The sequence below is a fragment of the Streptomyces flavochromogenes genome, assembly GCF_000717595.1.
Taxonomy (GTDB): Bacteria; Actinomycetota; Actinomycetes; order Streptomycetales; family Streptomycetaceae; genus Streptomyces; species Streptomyces flavochromogenes.
On record NZ_JNZO01000013.1, the window covers coordinates 15,151 to 29,140 of the forward strand.

14 protein-coding genes are annotated in these 13,990 nt (G+C 71.7%); all 14 read right to left on the reverse strand.

Annotation, left to right across the window (positions count from 1 at the left end; genetic code table 11):
- Nucleotides 1-25: 25 nt before the first annotated feature.
- A complete protein-coding gene (gene hypD, locus IF00_RS0117025) occupies nt 26-1,210 on the reverse strand; it encodes a hydrogenase formation protein HypD (RefSeq protein WP_030318913.1) in 1,185 nt (394 codons plus the stop codon).
- The gene (locus IF00_RS0117030) at nt 1,207-1,524 is read right to left on the reverse strand and encodes a HypC/HybG/HupF family hydrogenase formation chaperone (protein WP_078944713.1); all 318 of its coding nucleotides are present in this window, start codon (nt 1,522-1,524) and stop codon (nt 1,207-1,209) included. Before IF00_RS0117030 ends, hypD begins: the two co-directional genes overlap by 4 nt.
- A 10-nt stretch (nt 1,525-1,534) precedes the next feature.
- On the reverse strand, nt 1,535-3,994 hold the full coding sequence (hypF, locus tag IF00_RS0117035; RefSeq protein ID WP_030318919.1) for a carbamoyltransferase HypF: 2,460 nt from the start codon (nt 3,992-3,994) through the stop codon (nt 1,535-1,537).
- Nucleotides 3,991-4,686: a hydrogenase nickel incorporation protein HypB gene (hypB, locus tag IF00_RS0117040; protein WP_030318920.1), complete on the reverse strand. Its 696-nt coding sequence runs from the start codon at nt 4,684-4,686 to the stop codon at nt 3,991-3,993. The genes hypF and hypB overlap by 4 nt, the downstream gene beginning before the upstream one ends.
- A 2-nt stretch (nt 4,687-4,688) precedes the next feature.
- Nucleotides 4,689-5,084 carry a hydrogenase maturation nickel metallochaperone HypA/HybF gene (locus tag IF00_RS0117045; protein WP_030318922.1) on the reverse strand — a complete coding sequence of 132 codons (396 nt, stop codon included), beginning with the start codon at nt 5,082-5,084 and terminating at the stop codon, nt 4,689-4,691.
- Between the two features lie 139 nt (nt 5,085-5,223).
- Nucleotides 5,224-5,340, reverse strand: a complete 117-nt coding sequence (locus IF00_RS48030; RefSeq protein WP_425338331.1) for a DUF6893 family small protein — start codon at nt 5,338-5,340, stop codon at nt 5,224-5,226.
- 20 nt (nt 5,341-5,360) lie between these two features.
- Nucleotides 5,361-5,891 (reverse strand): hydrogenase maturation protease, encoded by a 531-nt coding sequence (locus tag IF00_RS0117055; protein ID WP_030318925.1) that lies wholly within the window; start codon nt 5,889-5,891, stop codon nt 5,361-5,363.
- Nucleotides 5,888-7,282 carry a hypothetical protein gene (locus IF00_RS0117060; protein WP_030318927.1) on the reverse strand — a complete coding sequence of 465 codons (1,395 nt, stop codon included), beginning with the start codon at nt 7,280-7,282 and terminating at the stop codon, nt 5,888-5,890. The genes IF00_RS0117055 and IF00_RS0117060 overlap by 4 nt, the downstream gene beginning before the upstream one ends.
- Nucleotides 7,279-7,917, reverse strand: a complete 639-nt coding sequence (locus tag IF00_RS0117065; protein ID WP_030318929.1) for a DUF6084 family protein — start codon at nt 7,915-7,917, stop codon at nt 7,279-7,281. The genes IF00_RS0117060 and IF00_RS0117065 overlap by 4 nt, the downstream gene beginning before the upstream one ends.
- Nucleotides 7,914-8,573: a DUF5947 family protein gene (locus IF00_RS0117070; RefSeq protein WP_051820317.1), complete on the reverse strand. Its 660-nt coding sequence runs from the start codon at nt 8,571-8,573 to the stop codon at nt 7,914-7,916. Before IF00_RS0117070 ends, IF00_RS0117065 begins: the two co-directional genes overlap by 4 nt.
- Nucleotides 8,570-9,127: a hypothetical protein gene (locus IF00_RS0117075; RefSeq protein WP_030318931.1), complete on the reverse strand. Its 558-nt coding sequence runs from the start codon at nt 9,125-9,127 to the stop codon at nt 8,570-8,572. Before IF00_RS0117075 ends, IF00_RS0117070 begins: the two co-directional genes overlap by 4 nt.
- Nucleotides 9,124-10,908 (reverse strand): nickel-dependent hydrogenase large subunit, encoded by a 1,785-nt coding sequence (locus tag IF00_RS0117080; RefSeq protein WP_026057905.1) that lies wholly within the window; start codon nt 10,906-10,908, stop codon nt 9,124-9,126. Before IF00_RS0117080 ends, IF00_RS0117075 begins: the two co-directional genes overlap by 4 nt.
- A gap of 90 nt (nt 10,909-10,998) precedes the next feature.
- Nucleotides 10,999-12,081 carry an NADH-quinone oxidoreductase subunit B family protein gene (locus tag IF00_RS0117085; RefSeq protein WP_030318932.1) on the reverse strand — a complete coding sequence of 361 codons (1,083 nt, stop codon included), beginning with the start codon at nt 12,079-12,081 and terminating at the stop codon, nt 10,999-11,001.
- Nucleotides 12,082-12,115: 34 nt separating this feature from the next.
- Nucleotides 12,116-13,837: a hydrogenase maturation protein gene (locus IF00_RS0117090; protein WP_030318934.1), complete on the reverse strand. Its 1,722-nt coding sequence runs from the start codon at nt 13,835-13,837 to the stop codon at nt 12,116-12,118.
- Between the last annotated feature and the right edge of the window lie 153 nt (nt 13,838-13,990).

Below are 13,990 nucleotides of genomic sequence, written 5' to 3' on the forward strand. Positions count from 1 at the left end.
GACCGCAGGGGTGGTGCTGACGGTGTCAGGCAAGGGGGCTGCCCTCCAGAGAGGCGGTGGCCGGGGACGGGGTTCCAGAGCCCACACGGGCCGCGACCGCGGGCCGCGGTCCCGGGGTTCCCGCGTCGAGCCGCCGGTAGAGGTAGTAGGCGGCGCAGGCGCCCTCGCTGGACACCATCGTGGCGCCGAGCGGGGAGCGAGGCGTGCAGGTGGTGCCGAAGGCCTCGCACTCGTTCGGTTTCAGCAGGCCCTGGAGGACCTCGCCGCTGCGGCACTCCGCGGGCTCGCGAGTGACGATTCCTTCGACGGAGAAGCGGTGCTCGGCATCGTGGTCACGGTAGCGATCGGACAGGCGCCAGCCGCTGTCCGGGATGACGCCGATGCCGCGCCAGGCCCGGTCGGTGATCTCGAAGACATCACTCAGCATCGCCTGCGCTGCCGGATTGCCCTCGGCTGTCACGGCGCGCTGGTAGGCGTTCTCGACCGTGTGCTCGCCCCGTTCCAGCTGCAGCAGGGTCCTGCGTACGCCTTCCAGGATGTCCAGCGGCTCGAATCCGGTGACCACGATCGGCACCTGGTGGCGTTGTGCGAGGTCGGGGTACTCGGCCGTGCCCATCACGCTGCAGACGTGTCCGGCCGCGAGGAAGCCCTGGACGCGGCAGTCCGGGGACCGCATGATCGCGTCGATGGCCGGGGGGACACGGACGTGGGACACGAGCAGGCTGAAGTTGCGGATGTTCCGCTTGCGCGCCTGATGGACCGTCATCGCGTTGGGGGGCGCCGTGGTCTCGAAGCCGATCCCGAAGAAGACCACCTCCCGGTCCGGGTTCTGCTCGGCGATCCGCAGCGCGTCCAGCGGGGAGTAGACCACCCTGACGTCGCCGCCCTGCCCGCGGACCTGGAACAGGTCGCGGCCCGTGCCGGGGACGCGGAGCATGTCGCCGAACGAGCAGAAGATCACCCCTGGCCGGGAAGCGATCTCCAGGGCTTTGTCGATCATCTCCAGCGGAGTGACGCAGACCGGACAGCCCGGGCCGTGGATCAGCTCGATCTCGGAGGGCAGGAGCTGGTCGATGCCGTGCCGGATGATGCTGTGCGTCTGGCCGCCGCAGACCTCCATCAGGGCCCAGGGGCGGGTCACCGTCGCGCTGATCTCGTCGAGCAGCCGACGTGCCAGGTCCGGGTTCTGGAACTCGTCGATGTACTTCACGGCCGCACCTCTCCGTGGACGTCGTCCTGCGCCTGCCACTCGCTTCCCGCGGCCTCGGCGGCCTCCCACGGGTCCCCGAACTCCTCCTGGAGCAGGCCGAGGGTCTCGAACAGCTCCAGCGTCCGCTTGGCGGACTCCTCGTCGAGCCTCTGGAGGGCGAAGCCCACATGGACGATGGCGTACTCGCCGGGTTTCAGGTCCGGCAGGTATTCCAGGCACACCTCCTTGACCACACCGCCGAAGTCGACCGTGGCCATCCGGGTGCCGTCCCGGTCCTCGACGTCCAGCACTCTTCCGGGTACCGCCAGGCACATGGGTGTCTCCTCAATGCCGCTCTCGTCGCGGCGTGACGGGGGCCGTCCGGTCCGTGATCCGGGCGGCCACGACGAGCTGGCCGAGAGCCAGACCGCCGTCGTTCGGCGGGATCGAGCGGTGGCGCAGCACGGTGAAGCCGTCCTCCCGCAGCCCTTCGGCGCAGGCCGAGGAGAGCACCGTGTTGGCGAACACTCCCCCGGTCAGGGCCACGGTCTCCACGCCGGTTCCGCCGCGGGCGGCGGCGCAGACCGTACGCACCAGTCGGGCCACGGCGCGGTGGAACCGCGCCGCGACGACGGCTGTCGGGGTCCCGTCCAGGACGTCGGCGGCCACCGCTCTCAGAAGGGGTGCGGGGTCGGCGGTGAGCGGGGCGCCGGACTGCGGTGAACCGAGCCGGAAGGCGTACCGTTCGTCCTCGGCCACATCGGGTGCGCGCAGGGCCGCGGCCTCCAGCTCGATCGCGGCCTGCGCCTCGTATCCCGCGTGGTGGCAGATCCCCACGAGGGACGAGACGGCATCGAACAGGCGCCCCATGCTGGACGTGGGCACGCAGTTCACTCCGCCGGCCAACTGCCTTTCCAGTACGGGGAGTTCGCCCGGAGGACAGGCTCGCGTGCAGGGCAGAGCGCGGTCGGCGGCGAGACCCGCGGCGCGAAGGTGGGCCAGGGCCATGCGGTAGGGCCGTCGTACGGCCGCGTCGCCGCCGGGCAGGGGTACGTAGGACAGGTGCGCGAACCGCTCGAACCCGGCGTAGTCCGCGAGCAGGAACTCACCGCCCCACACGGCGCCGTCGAGACCGTAGCCGGTGCCGTCGAAGGCCACGCCGATGACGGGAGCCGTGCCGTCGAGCCCGTTCTCGGCCATCGCCGCCGCGACGTGCGCGTGGTGATGCTGTACGGCGACGACAGGCCGTCCTTCCGCGTGTTCGCGGGCCCAGCGGGTGGACCGGTAGGCGGGGTGACGGTCGGCGGCGAGCAGTCCGGGCCGCACGCCCGTGACGGACTCGAGCCGCCACTCGGCGGAGGTGAGGGCGAGCTGGGTGGCGAGGTCGTCCATGTCGCCGATGTGGGCGGAGAGCCAGGCCTGGCGTCCGTCGCCGAGACAGAAGGTGTTCTTGAGGTCCCCTCCGACGGCGAGGGAGGGGGCGACCTCCACGGGCAGCGCGACCGGCAGCGGCGCATAGCCCCGGGAGCGGCGCAGCGTCAGCCGCTCGCCGTCGCAGACGCGCACGACGGAGTCGTCACAGGGAACGTGGATGGGCCGGTCGTGCTGCAGCCAGGCGTCCGCCAGGCCGGCGAGTCTGGTCAGTGCCTCCCCGTCGTCCGTGACGATGGGCTCGCCCGCGAGATTGCCGCTGGTCATCACCAGCAGTCGGGGCCCTTGCCCGTCCGCCGCGCCGAGGCCGAGGCCGAGGAGGAGATGGTGCACCGGGGTGTACGGGAGCATGAAGCCGAGGTCGGGGCTGCCCGGCGCCACCGCCTCCGCGGGCGCGGCCCCCTGGCGCGGCCGCGCGTCGTCGCGGCGGCGCAGGAGCACGACGGGCCGAACGCTGCCGGTGAGAAGTTCACGTTCGAGCGGGCAGAGGTGAGCGAGGGGCTCGATGTCGGCGAGGTCCGCGGCCATCATCGCGAACGGTTTGTCACCGCGTGCCTTGCGGCGGCGCAGTTCGGCCACCGCCGCGGGGTTCGTCGCGTCACAGGCCAGGTGGTAGCCGCCGAGGCCCTTGACGGCCAGGATGGCGCCGGAGGCGAGCATCCTGCGTGCGGCGGCGATCGGGTCGGCATCGGGATCGCGGCCGGGGTCGGCGCGGGGGTGGTCGGGGGACGGATCCGTACCGGACGACGCGGGGTCGCCCGGTGCCGTGATCAGCCGCAGCCGGGGGCCGCAGTGGGGGCAGGCGACGGGCTGCGCGTGGAAGCGCCGGTCGGCCGGGTCCGCGTACTCCCGGGCGCAGTCCGGGCACATCGGGAAGCCGGCCATGGTGGTGTGGAGCCGGTCGTACGGCAGTCCCGTGACGATGGTGTACCGCGGGCCGCAGTGGGTGCACGTGATGAAGGGGTGCCGGTACCGCCGGTCGGCCGGGTCCGCGAGTTCCGCGAGGCAGGCGTCGCAGGTGGCGGTGTCCGGCGGGACGAGGGTGCGGACGGCGCCGCCCCGGCGGGAGGGCACGATCGTGAATCCGCTGGCGCCACTCGCGGTGACGTCGGCCGCCTCGACCGACTCGACCCGGGCCAGGGGCGGGGCGTCGGGCGCGAGGCGGGCACAGAAGGTCTCGACGGCTTGGGGGTCGCCCTCCACCTCCGCGACGACGCCGTCCGCCGTGTTGGTGACGTGGCCGGACAGCCGCAGTCCGGTGGCGAGACCGTAGACGAAGGGCCGGAAACCCACACCCTGCACAACGCCGCGGACGACCACGCGGCTGCGCCGCAGGGCCGTGGCGGGTGCGGGTCCGGGCCGCGCCGTGGTCACGCGCCGGCCCGGGCCATCACCGGGGTGTGGACACGGTTGCCCTCGGCCGTGGCGAGGGCCCGGTCGAGCAGCGTGCCGGCTCCTCGGCCGTCCCGCACCGAGCTGAGAACGACCTCGACGCCGGGGTTGACCTGCTCCACGTGGGTGCGGAAGGCCGTCTCGTCGAACTCCGCGGCCTCGGCCATGTCGGTCTTGGTGACGATCACCAGCTGGGCGAGGCCGAACGCGCTGGGATACTTGAGCGGCTTGTCCTCCCCCTCGGTGACCGAGGCGAGCACGACGCGGAGCGACTCTCCCAGGTCGTAGCCGGCGGGGCAGACGAGGTTGCCGACGTTCTCGACGAACAGCAGCCGGGTCGACTCGGGCAGCCAGTCGTGCAGGTGGCGGGCGACCATGTCGGCCTCCAGATGACAGAGGCCGTCGGTGAGCACCTGCTTGACGGGGACACCCGAGCGGGCCAGGCGACGGGCGTCGTTCTCGGTGGCGAGGTCGGCGGTGAGCGCGGCGGCGCTGACGCCCCGTTCGGCGGCGAGGCGGAGTTCTCGCTCCAGCAGGGCGGTCTTGCCGCTGCCGGGGCTGGAGAGCAGGTTGACCACGGTGGTGCCGCGGGCGGTCAGTTCGGTGCGCAGGATCTGTGCCGCGGCCTCGTTCTTCGCGAGAACGGCACGCTGGAGATCGACTGCTCGGCACATGCTCAGCTCTCCTCGGTGATCGGTTGGTGCGCTTCTTCGCGCGACGCCTCCGGGTCGGCCCAGCGGACCTCCCGGATCTGGAGTTCGCGGCCGGAGACGAGTCCGTCGGCCGCGGCGCCGCAGCCGGGGCAGAGCAGGCACGGCGGCATGCCGACCGGCCAGACCTCGGCGCATGGGGTGCAGCGCGCGGTTCCGGGGACGGTTCGGGTGATCAGCTCGGCGCCTTCGACGACGGTTCCGGCGCAGGCGAGTTCGAAACAGAAGGCGAGGGCGTCGGCGACGACGCCGGCCAGCTCGCCCACCTCCAGCTCGATGCTGCTGACACCGATGGCCCCCCGGGACCTCGCCGCGGTCTCGACCTGGTCGACGACGGCGACCGCGAGGGACATCTCGTGCATCGGTCTCCGTCCTGGGCGCCGGGGTGGGTCTCGGGCGCCATTAGAGAACGGGGGGTGGCGGAGGAACGCCCGGCGCGCCGGGACCGGCCGTCGGTGTCGTCCGTTCGGTGCAGCCGCCGCCACCGAACCTGCGGGTGCGTCACATCCTGCTGATCCGCAGGTAGCGCCGGAGGTCGGGGAGGACTCCGGCGACGACGGCCGCGACGGCCAGTGCGGCGGTGGCGACAGCTGCGATGCCGAGGATGTTCCTGTGCATGGTGCTCTCCGTTTCCCTGTTCATACGACGGCTTCCTGCCGGACCAGTTCGGTCACCATGCGCACGGCTTCGGGTACGGCCGCGGCGACCTGGGGGCTGAGCCCGATGCCCTCGTCGAGGCAGGCCGGTTCGCAGCCGACGACGAGGATCCGCCGTGGCGGCGCGGCCCCGGTTCCCGCGCACAGGGTGTCGAGCAGGGCGAGGACGGCGTCGGGCGTCATCCGGTGGCCGTCGAGCGGCGCGGGCTCCGTACCGTGGCCGCGGTCGTTCGCCGCCGAGGCGTCGATCAGATAGAGCGTCCCCGGTGGACCGCCGCGGGCGGTGACGTCGACGAGGACGAGCGTGTCCCAGCCTTCGAGGAGTTCGTAGGCGAGGTGGACGCCCCGGACGCCGACGTCGGCCAGCTCGACGGAGGCGGGGAGTTCCTCGCGGGTGAGCCGCCGCAGGGTCTCCACGCCGAAGCCGTCGTCGCCGAGGAAGATGTTGCCCACCCCGGCCACGAGGGTGCGGGCCGTACCGGGCGTTCCGGCCTCGGGCGCGGGGCCGTTCACCTGTCCTCCAGTGTTTCGACCTCGTCGGGCTGGAAGTAGAGGAACCTGCCCTGTTCGCGACGGATGTCGGCGCCCGGGTCGTCCTCCACGGTGACCGCGATGTGGACTCCTCCGTCGACGTCGTGGAGGACCGCCTCGACCAGGGCGCTGCGCCCGTCGAGGAACAGGTCCTGGGCGTCCGTGTGGCGGAGCCGTGGGCGCAGGACGACCCTGCTGCCCGCGCGGACGGCGCGTCCGTCGACGAGGACGTGGTCGTTGCCCGGATCGACACCGGTGTCGCCGCCCGGGTCCCACCAGGGCGTCTCCGGTTCGAGGATGTTTCCGGCCGGCTTCGGGGTCCCGGTGACGCTCTGGAGGCTCCGCACCGCTCCGTGCAGACGTTCGAGGACCTCGGGGGGCATGGTGTCCGCCAGTTCGATCACCGCCGCCGCGCGGGCATCGGTCCCCCTGGCCTCGCGCTTCTCCTCGTCGGTGAGGGCCGCCGTGCGCAGGGCGAGGATCTCGTCGATCTCGGTCGCGTCGTAGAGGGCGCCGGGGCTCTCGGGCGCGATGGCCGGATGATCCTCCAGGATGATCGGCGAGGAGAGCATCAGGTCGTCACGGCCGGGTTCGCCGGCCAGGACGGGCCAGGTGTGCAGGTTGCGGCAGGCCGCGACGGCACCCTTGGCCCATTCCGGCGGGTCTGTCATCGACAGGAACGAGCCGCCGTCGAGGCGCAGCAGGGCGTGCGCGGCGACGAGGGAGTACGGCAGTGCCGCGTGGCGGTCGGTGTCCCGTTCGGCGGTCCAGGTGCTGGTGTTCTCCACCGTGACCGAGAGGCGCTCGACACGGTACGGGCCGTCGAGTTCTGCCGAGGAGATGCGCAGAGTACCGCTGATCTCGTCGCGCCGGCGTACGAGTCGGCCGAGGACGCGGCCGTCGTCGGTGACCTTCTCGACCTCGTCGGCCGCGGGGCGGGTGAAGGGCAGGACGGCACCGTCACCGCGCAGCTCGGCGACGGGGACGGCGAGGGTGACCCGCTCCTCGACGCCCTCGTCCCAGGGCACCAGGACCCGGTCGGCCAGGCGGAGTTCGTCGGTCGGGGCGTACGTCCCGTCCTCACGGAGTTCTTCGACGGTGCGCCGCTGGGCGCGCAGGAAGCGGACCTCCACGGCGAGTTCGGCGCCGGTCCTGGGCTCCATGAGGCACTCGGTGCGCTGGAGGTCGTGCTCCTCGGCGACGGCGCTCCAGGACGGTGGCACCAGGACGCCGAACTGCCAGCGGAGCCGGTTCTTCGCGGCGGACGCACGGTACGGGTAGAGGACGTACCCCTCGAAGAGGACGGCGTCGGCGACATGCCGGGCGACGGCGAACCGCGCCTCGGTGCCGGGAGTGAAGGCGACGGTGGTCATGCTGTCCTCTCCCCCGCCGCTTCGAGCAGGGACTCGACGGTGGCCTGCCATGACGGGAGGGCCCGGCGCGAGCGGTAGGCGAGCAGGGCGTCCATCGCGTCGCCCGGGAGCCGGATCCATCCGCAGCCGGGGAAGTGCTGGTCGATCATCTCGCGCCACACCTTCACAGGCATGCGGTGCGAGACCTCCTTGTCCCAGGGAACGGGCTCGACGTGGAAGCCGCCGGCGCCGGTGAACGCGGTGCCGGAGAAGAGCAGGAGCAGCGGGACGTCGCCGTCGGAGAGCGCCCGGAAGTACCTGGACGCGGCGATGTCGGTGTCGTAGGTGCACGGTACGACGAGGTCGGTCTCGATCTCGCCGGTGAAGCCGGGCACCATGACGGAGGCCTGGGCGAACTGCACCGGGTTGAGGCTGCTGCCCCACCGGGAGCGCTCCCCGAAGAGGTCGCCCAGCGCTGCGGCCTCCTGGTCGTCGTAGCCGCGCCGGGCGGGTTCGATACGGATCTGGCAGCGCAGGGCCATGGCGTGCACCCGGTCACCGCCGGTGGCGGTGATCCGCAGCCGGAACACGAGCGTGGGGCCGGCCGCGTAGGGATCGGCGCGGACGTCGGTGCAGCCGAAGGAGAACTCGGTCACGGCCGGCTCCCCTGCGGCTCGCGCGCCAGGCCGCGTACGTGGGCGAAGAGCTCGTCGAGGGCGGCGCGTGCCTCCGCGCCTCCGTCGAACCCCTGCCAGTGCAGTCGCATGCGGCCCACCAGTTCGTAACAGAGGTCGATCGGTACGAGGAAGCACTCGGTGCGGCCCTCGTGGCGGCGGAGCAACAGGGCCTCCACGTCGGGTTCGAGGTGGGCGGCCAGCGGGGTGGCGTCGAGGACGGACCGCCAGGCGTCCTCCTCCAGCTCGCTCTCGGTGGCACCGGCGGGGCTCGGGTAGAGCGCCACCGGTCGGTCGAGGGCGGAATTGCGGAAGAGGAACGCGACGGAGACCGGGATTCGCAGCGACTCCCACGCCCGGTCGTCGATCCGGTGTCCCGGGTCGCTCAGGAAACGGCCGGGCACCGCCCTGAAGCGGCCAGGGGAGGCCGCGGACCGGTCCATCAGCTGCGCGCACGGGCCGCATGCGCACACCAGGGCCCGCTTGTCCGTGTCGACGAGATGCGGGTGACGCACCTCGGCCGCGAGTGCCGCCCCACACAGTTCGCACCGTTCCTCGCGGGGCGGACGCGGGGTGGTGAACCGGCGCAGGCCCGTGGGCCGCGGGGGCCGCACGGCGCCGTTCGGCGGCCCGTTCACAGGGCGGCCGACGAGCGGCCGTCCGCGCCCGCGAGGGACGGACGGGTGCCGATCTGGAGCAGCGCCGGCTCGCGCGGAGCGCCGGTCTCCAGCTCCACGGCGGTGACCTCGGGCGCGAAGCAGGCGAGGGCGTCCACGGCCGCCTGCCGGACGGACTCCTGGGTGCCGGAGCAGCCGCAGCCGGTCGAGGCGGTGACCCGCAGCCGCAGCACGCCCGTCGCCGTGTCGAACCCGGCGTTCTCCACGGGCTGCGGCAGGGCGGACAGGGCGCGGTCGATGCGCGCCGGCGCGTCCTCGGGGTGCAGTCCGTGCAGGTTGAGCAGGCTCGCGACGAGTTCGTCCGCGAGCAGCGGACCCAGCGGGTCGGCGGGCGGACGGGCGGCGGGGCTCCCGAGGAGCTCGACCACGCGGGCGATGCCACTGCCGTAGAACTCCATGAGGACGCGTACGACTTCCTCCGCGGCCGCGGAGGCCTCGGCGTCGCCGTTCTCGGCCAGCCGGTCCAGGACCTCCTCGACGCGTCGGCCCGCCTCTTCGGCGGTGGTCGTGCTCATCCGGCCAGACCGCTCAGGCCGGTGGGCACGTGCATCTGCTTCACGGTCCTGCCGTTGCCCGTGTACATGTGGACGCCGCACGGGAGACAGGGGTCGAAACTGCGCACGGCGCGCATGATGTCGATGCCCTTGAAGTTCTCGGGCGTGTTCTCCTCGAAGATCGGGGTGTTCTGCACCGCGTCCTCGTACGGTCCGGGGGTCCCGAACGTGTCCCGCGTGGAGGCGTTCCACGGCGTCGGCGGATAGGGGTGGTAGTTGGCGATCTTGCCGTCCCTGATGACCATGTGGTGCGAGAGGACGCCGCGTACGGCCTCGGTGAAGCCGACGCCGATGGACTCGTCGGGCACTTCGAACTTCTCCCACGTCTGCGTGCGTCCGGCGCGGACCTCTTCCAGGCCCTTCTCGGCGCAGTGCAGGGCGACGGCCGCCGCGTACGCCTGGAAGTACGTCCGGGCGCGGTTGCGCTCCAGGGCGTTGCTCCACTTCGGGATCTTCCACTCGAAGGTGGTCTCCGGCTTGGTCATCGTCCGGGGGAGGTTGATGACGACGCTGTGCCCGGTGGCCTTGATGTAGCCGATGTCGACGAGGCCGGAGAGCGCGGTGGACCACAGGCGCGCGATGGGGCCGCCCCCGGTGTCCAGCGCCAGGTGGTCCTTGCCGTCGAACCATCGCGGGGACATGACCCAGCTGTACTTGTCGTCGAAGTTCCGCTTCTGCGGGGCCGGGATCGTGTGCTGGTTCCACGGGTGGCGCGGGTCGACCGGGTTGCCGAGGGGATCGTGGGTGACGAACTGCTCCTGGCCCTGCCAGTCCTCGTAGTACGAGCTGCCGAGCAGGATGCGAATGCCGAGGTTGATCTCGGTGAGGTCGTTGGTCACCAGTTTGCCGTCGACGACGACACCGGGGGTGACGAACATCCGCCGGCCCCAGTCGGTCATGTTGGCGTAGGTGAAGTCGCAGTGCTCGGGGTCGTTGAGGGCGCCCCAGCAGCCGAGCAGCACCCGGCGGCGGCCGACCTCCTCGTAGCCGGGCAGCGCCTCGTAGAAGAAGTCGAAGAGGTCGTCGTGGAGGGGGACGACCCGCTTCATGAACTCCACGTACCGCATGAGGCGGCTCATGTAGTCGGTGAACAGCTGCACGGACGCGACCGTGCCGACACCGCCGGGATAGAGGGTGGAGGGGTGGACGTGCCGCCCTTCCATGAGACAGAACATCTCCCGGGTGTAGCGGCTGACCTGGAGCGCCTCGCGGTAGAACTCGCCTTCGAGGGGGTTGAGGGAGCGCATGATGTCCGCGATCGTGCGGTAGCCGTGTTCGGCGGCGTGCGGCGCCTCGGTGCGCTCGGCCAGCTCCAGGACACCGGGGTTGGTCTCGCGGACCATCTTCTCGCAGTAGTCGACCCCGACCAGGTTCTCCTGGAAGATGTTGTGGTCGAACATGTACTCCGCGGACTCGCCGAGGTTGATGATCCACTCACCGAGGTGCGGGGGCTTCACGCCGTACGCCATGTTCTGGGCGTACACCGAGCAGGTCGCGTGGTTGTCACCGCAGATGCCGCAGATGCGGCTGGTGATGAAGTGCGCGTCGCGGGGGTCCTTGCCCCGCATGAAGACGCTGTAGCCGCGGAAGACGGAGGACGTGCTGTAGCACTCCGCGACGCGCTTCTGCTTGAAATCGATCTTCGTGTGGATGCCGAGGCTGCCCACGATCCGGGTGATGGGATCCCAGGCCATCTCCACAAGGCCGGAGCCGTCACCCGTCGTCTTCGCCGGAGATGCCATGGTTGCTGTGGTGCCCTTCGTCAACTCTTCGACTTCGCGAACAGTGGGATGGATGGGGGGTACTGCGGGGGTGGTGCGACGGCGTCACGGTCACCAGGGAGGCCGGTATCCGGTGGTGATGCGCTCGCCGGTGTGCCGCCACTTCGGCTCCTTGTCCACGGTCTTGGCCGTGATGGACCGCAGGCGGCGGATGACGGAGCCGTACACGCCGCTGGCGGTGCTGGAGACCTTGCCGCCGGGAGGTTCGTCCATGAACGGCATGAACTTGTCCGGGAATCCGGGCATCGTGCAGGCGATGCAGATGCCGCCGACGTTGGGACAGCCGCCGACGCCGTTCATCCAGCCGCGCTTGGGGACGTTGCACTTGACGACCGGGCCCCAGCAGCCGAGCTTGACCAGGCACTTGGGCGAGTCGTACGTCGAGGCGAACTGGCCCTGCTCGTAGTAGCCGGCCCGGTCGCAGCCCTCGTGCACGGTCGCACCGAACAGCCAGGTCGGACGGAGCTTGTCGTCCAGCGGAATCATGGGCGCGGAGCCGACCGCCTGATAGAGCAGGTAGGTCAGCGTCTCCGCGAAGTTGTCCGGCTGGATGGGGCAGCCGGGCACGCACACGATGGGGATGCCGGCATGCGACTTCCACTCCCAGCCGAGGTAGTCCGGGAGACCCATGGCGCCGGTCGGGTTCCCCGCCATGGCGTGGATGCCGCCGTACGTGGCGCAGGTGCCGATCGCGACCACGGCGAGGGCCTTGGGCGCCAGCCGGTCGATCCACTCGCTGGTGGTGATGGGCTGACCGGTCTCCGGGTCGTCGCCGAAGCCGCTCCAGTAGCCCTCCTGCTTGATGGCCTCGTTCGGGATGGATCCCTCGACGACCAGTACGAACGGGTCGATCTCGCCCCGCTCGCCCTTGAAGAACCACTCGATGAACGTGTCGGCGCCGCCCACCGGACCGCACTCGAAGTCGATCAGTGGCCAGTGGACCGCGATCCTGGGCAGCCCTGGCAGCCCGGCGAGGGCGATCTCCTCGATGCTGGGCTGCATGGCGGCGGTGAGGGCCACCGAGTCGCCGTCGCAGCTCAGGCCCGCGTTGATCCAGAGGATGTGGATCGGCTTCTCTTCGCTGCCGGGTGCGGCGCCCTGGTCCTCGACCGGGACCGGCTTTGCTGCGCTCATAGGTCGCCTCCTGAGGAGGGGTGGGGCGAAGGCCTCATGTCAGGCCTGGGTCTTGCTCAACGATCGGACGATCCGCCCGCGCCCGCACCTGGGCCGCCGGGGAACTCCGCTCGGGGGCCTCCTTCCGGACGAAGGCCCGGCGCCGTGCGTGGTAGCTCGCGGCGGGATCATCGAAGATCGACCGCATACGGAAGAGCTCCTGCTCACGGTGGGCCGCTAGGGGAAAAACGGACTCCCGGCGCTCGTGCTCCGCCTTCTTGGCCGCGATCCGCGGCTGGAGACCGCCACGGGATGCCAGGTGGAGGGCCGATCGAGTGATCTCGGCAGCGAACTCCCCGGGTCCGCAGTCGACGACCCGGTCGATCAGACCCATGCTCAGCGATGCCGCGGCGGACACCGGCCGGGCCTCTTCGGTGAGGCGCGCGGCCATGGCCTCGCCCACCCTTCCGGGCAGGGTGCGGGTCCAGTACTCCGATCCGTACAGGCCCATGCGCCGGTAGTGCGGATTGAGCACCGCACCCGAACGGCACCAGACCTCGTCGGCGGCGAGGGCGAGCATCACCCCGCCTGCGGCGGCGTTGCCTCCGATCGCGCTCACGACAAGCCGGTCGGTCGTGGTGAGAACGGCCTCGACCAGGTCGTTCATGGCATTGATGTTGGCCCAGGACTCTGCGGCAGGGTCGGCGGCGGCCTCGATGACGTTCAGATGGATGCCGTTGGAGAAGAAGTCGCGCTGCCCGCCGAGTACCAGGACGGAGGTGGGGCGCCCGCAGGCGGTCCGGTACGCGTCCAGGAGGCGGCGACACTGGTCGGTGCTCATCGCCCCGCCGGGGAACGCGAAGGACAGCACGCCGACCGGTCCCTGCTCGCGGTACCGGATGTCGGACCAGGTCCGCCGGCCCGGCGCCGGGTCGGCGGGCGCCGGCACTTCGGGGAGCTCCGGCAGCCTGCCGGCGAGGGCCAGGGTGGCGGGAAGCTTGCAGGCACGCGGCCGGCCGCGGCCGGTGCGGGCGCGGAGCTCGGGGATCCACACCGCGCCGTCCACGGTGGCGCGGCAGACCGCGCCCGCCCGGGTCGCGAGAAGGGCCCCGGGCCGGCCGCGCAGACCGTCCTCCGCGTGGCCGCCGTGCAGGAACCACTCGGCGCCGAGCATCCGGTCCGGTACACCGGGCTGCGAGTCGGCGGCCCGCAGGGTACGCAGGACGTTCTCGGTGGTGTCCTCGCCCCACGCGATCCGGCGCTCCTCCTGACGGAGCGCGGGACGGGCGCGGGCCTCGCCGGTCTGCGGACGCGGCGTCGCCCCGGCGGCGACCCTTTCGACGGCGAGGAGCACGGCGGCCACAGCGGCGTCGGACAGCTCGTTGCGGTACAGATCGCTCTTGCCGACCTCCGGGACGCGGAAGGTCGCGGTCGCCCAGACGTCGCCCGCGTCCATCTCCTCGTCGGCCTGGAGGACGGTCACGCCCCACTCCTCGACCCCGTCCCGGATCGCGTGGTCCAGCGAGGACGGGCCGCGGTCGCCCACGGGCCCCGGGTGCACGATCAGACAACGGTGTGCCGTCCACACATCGCGAGGCACGACGGCCTTCAGCATGGGGGCGACGACCAGATCGGGCGCGTGGAGCGCCACGGCCCCGCGCACGGCGGCCCCGTCGGGGGTGACCTCCACGGATACGGTGTGCCCGCGGTCGCACAGCTCGACCAGGACGCGCTGGGTGAGGCTGTTGAAGCTGCCGGCGACGAGCAGGATGCGCATGGGGGCCTTTCCGGGTCGCGGTGAACGATGCGGCCCGGAGAGACGCGGTCCACCAACCGCCTGCGATCATCGGGCAGCGCGAGCCGGACCACGGCGCGGCGGAGCCGGCACCTCACCCGTTCGAGGTGTGCGTCCGGCCGATCGGCGGGGCGA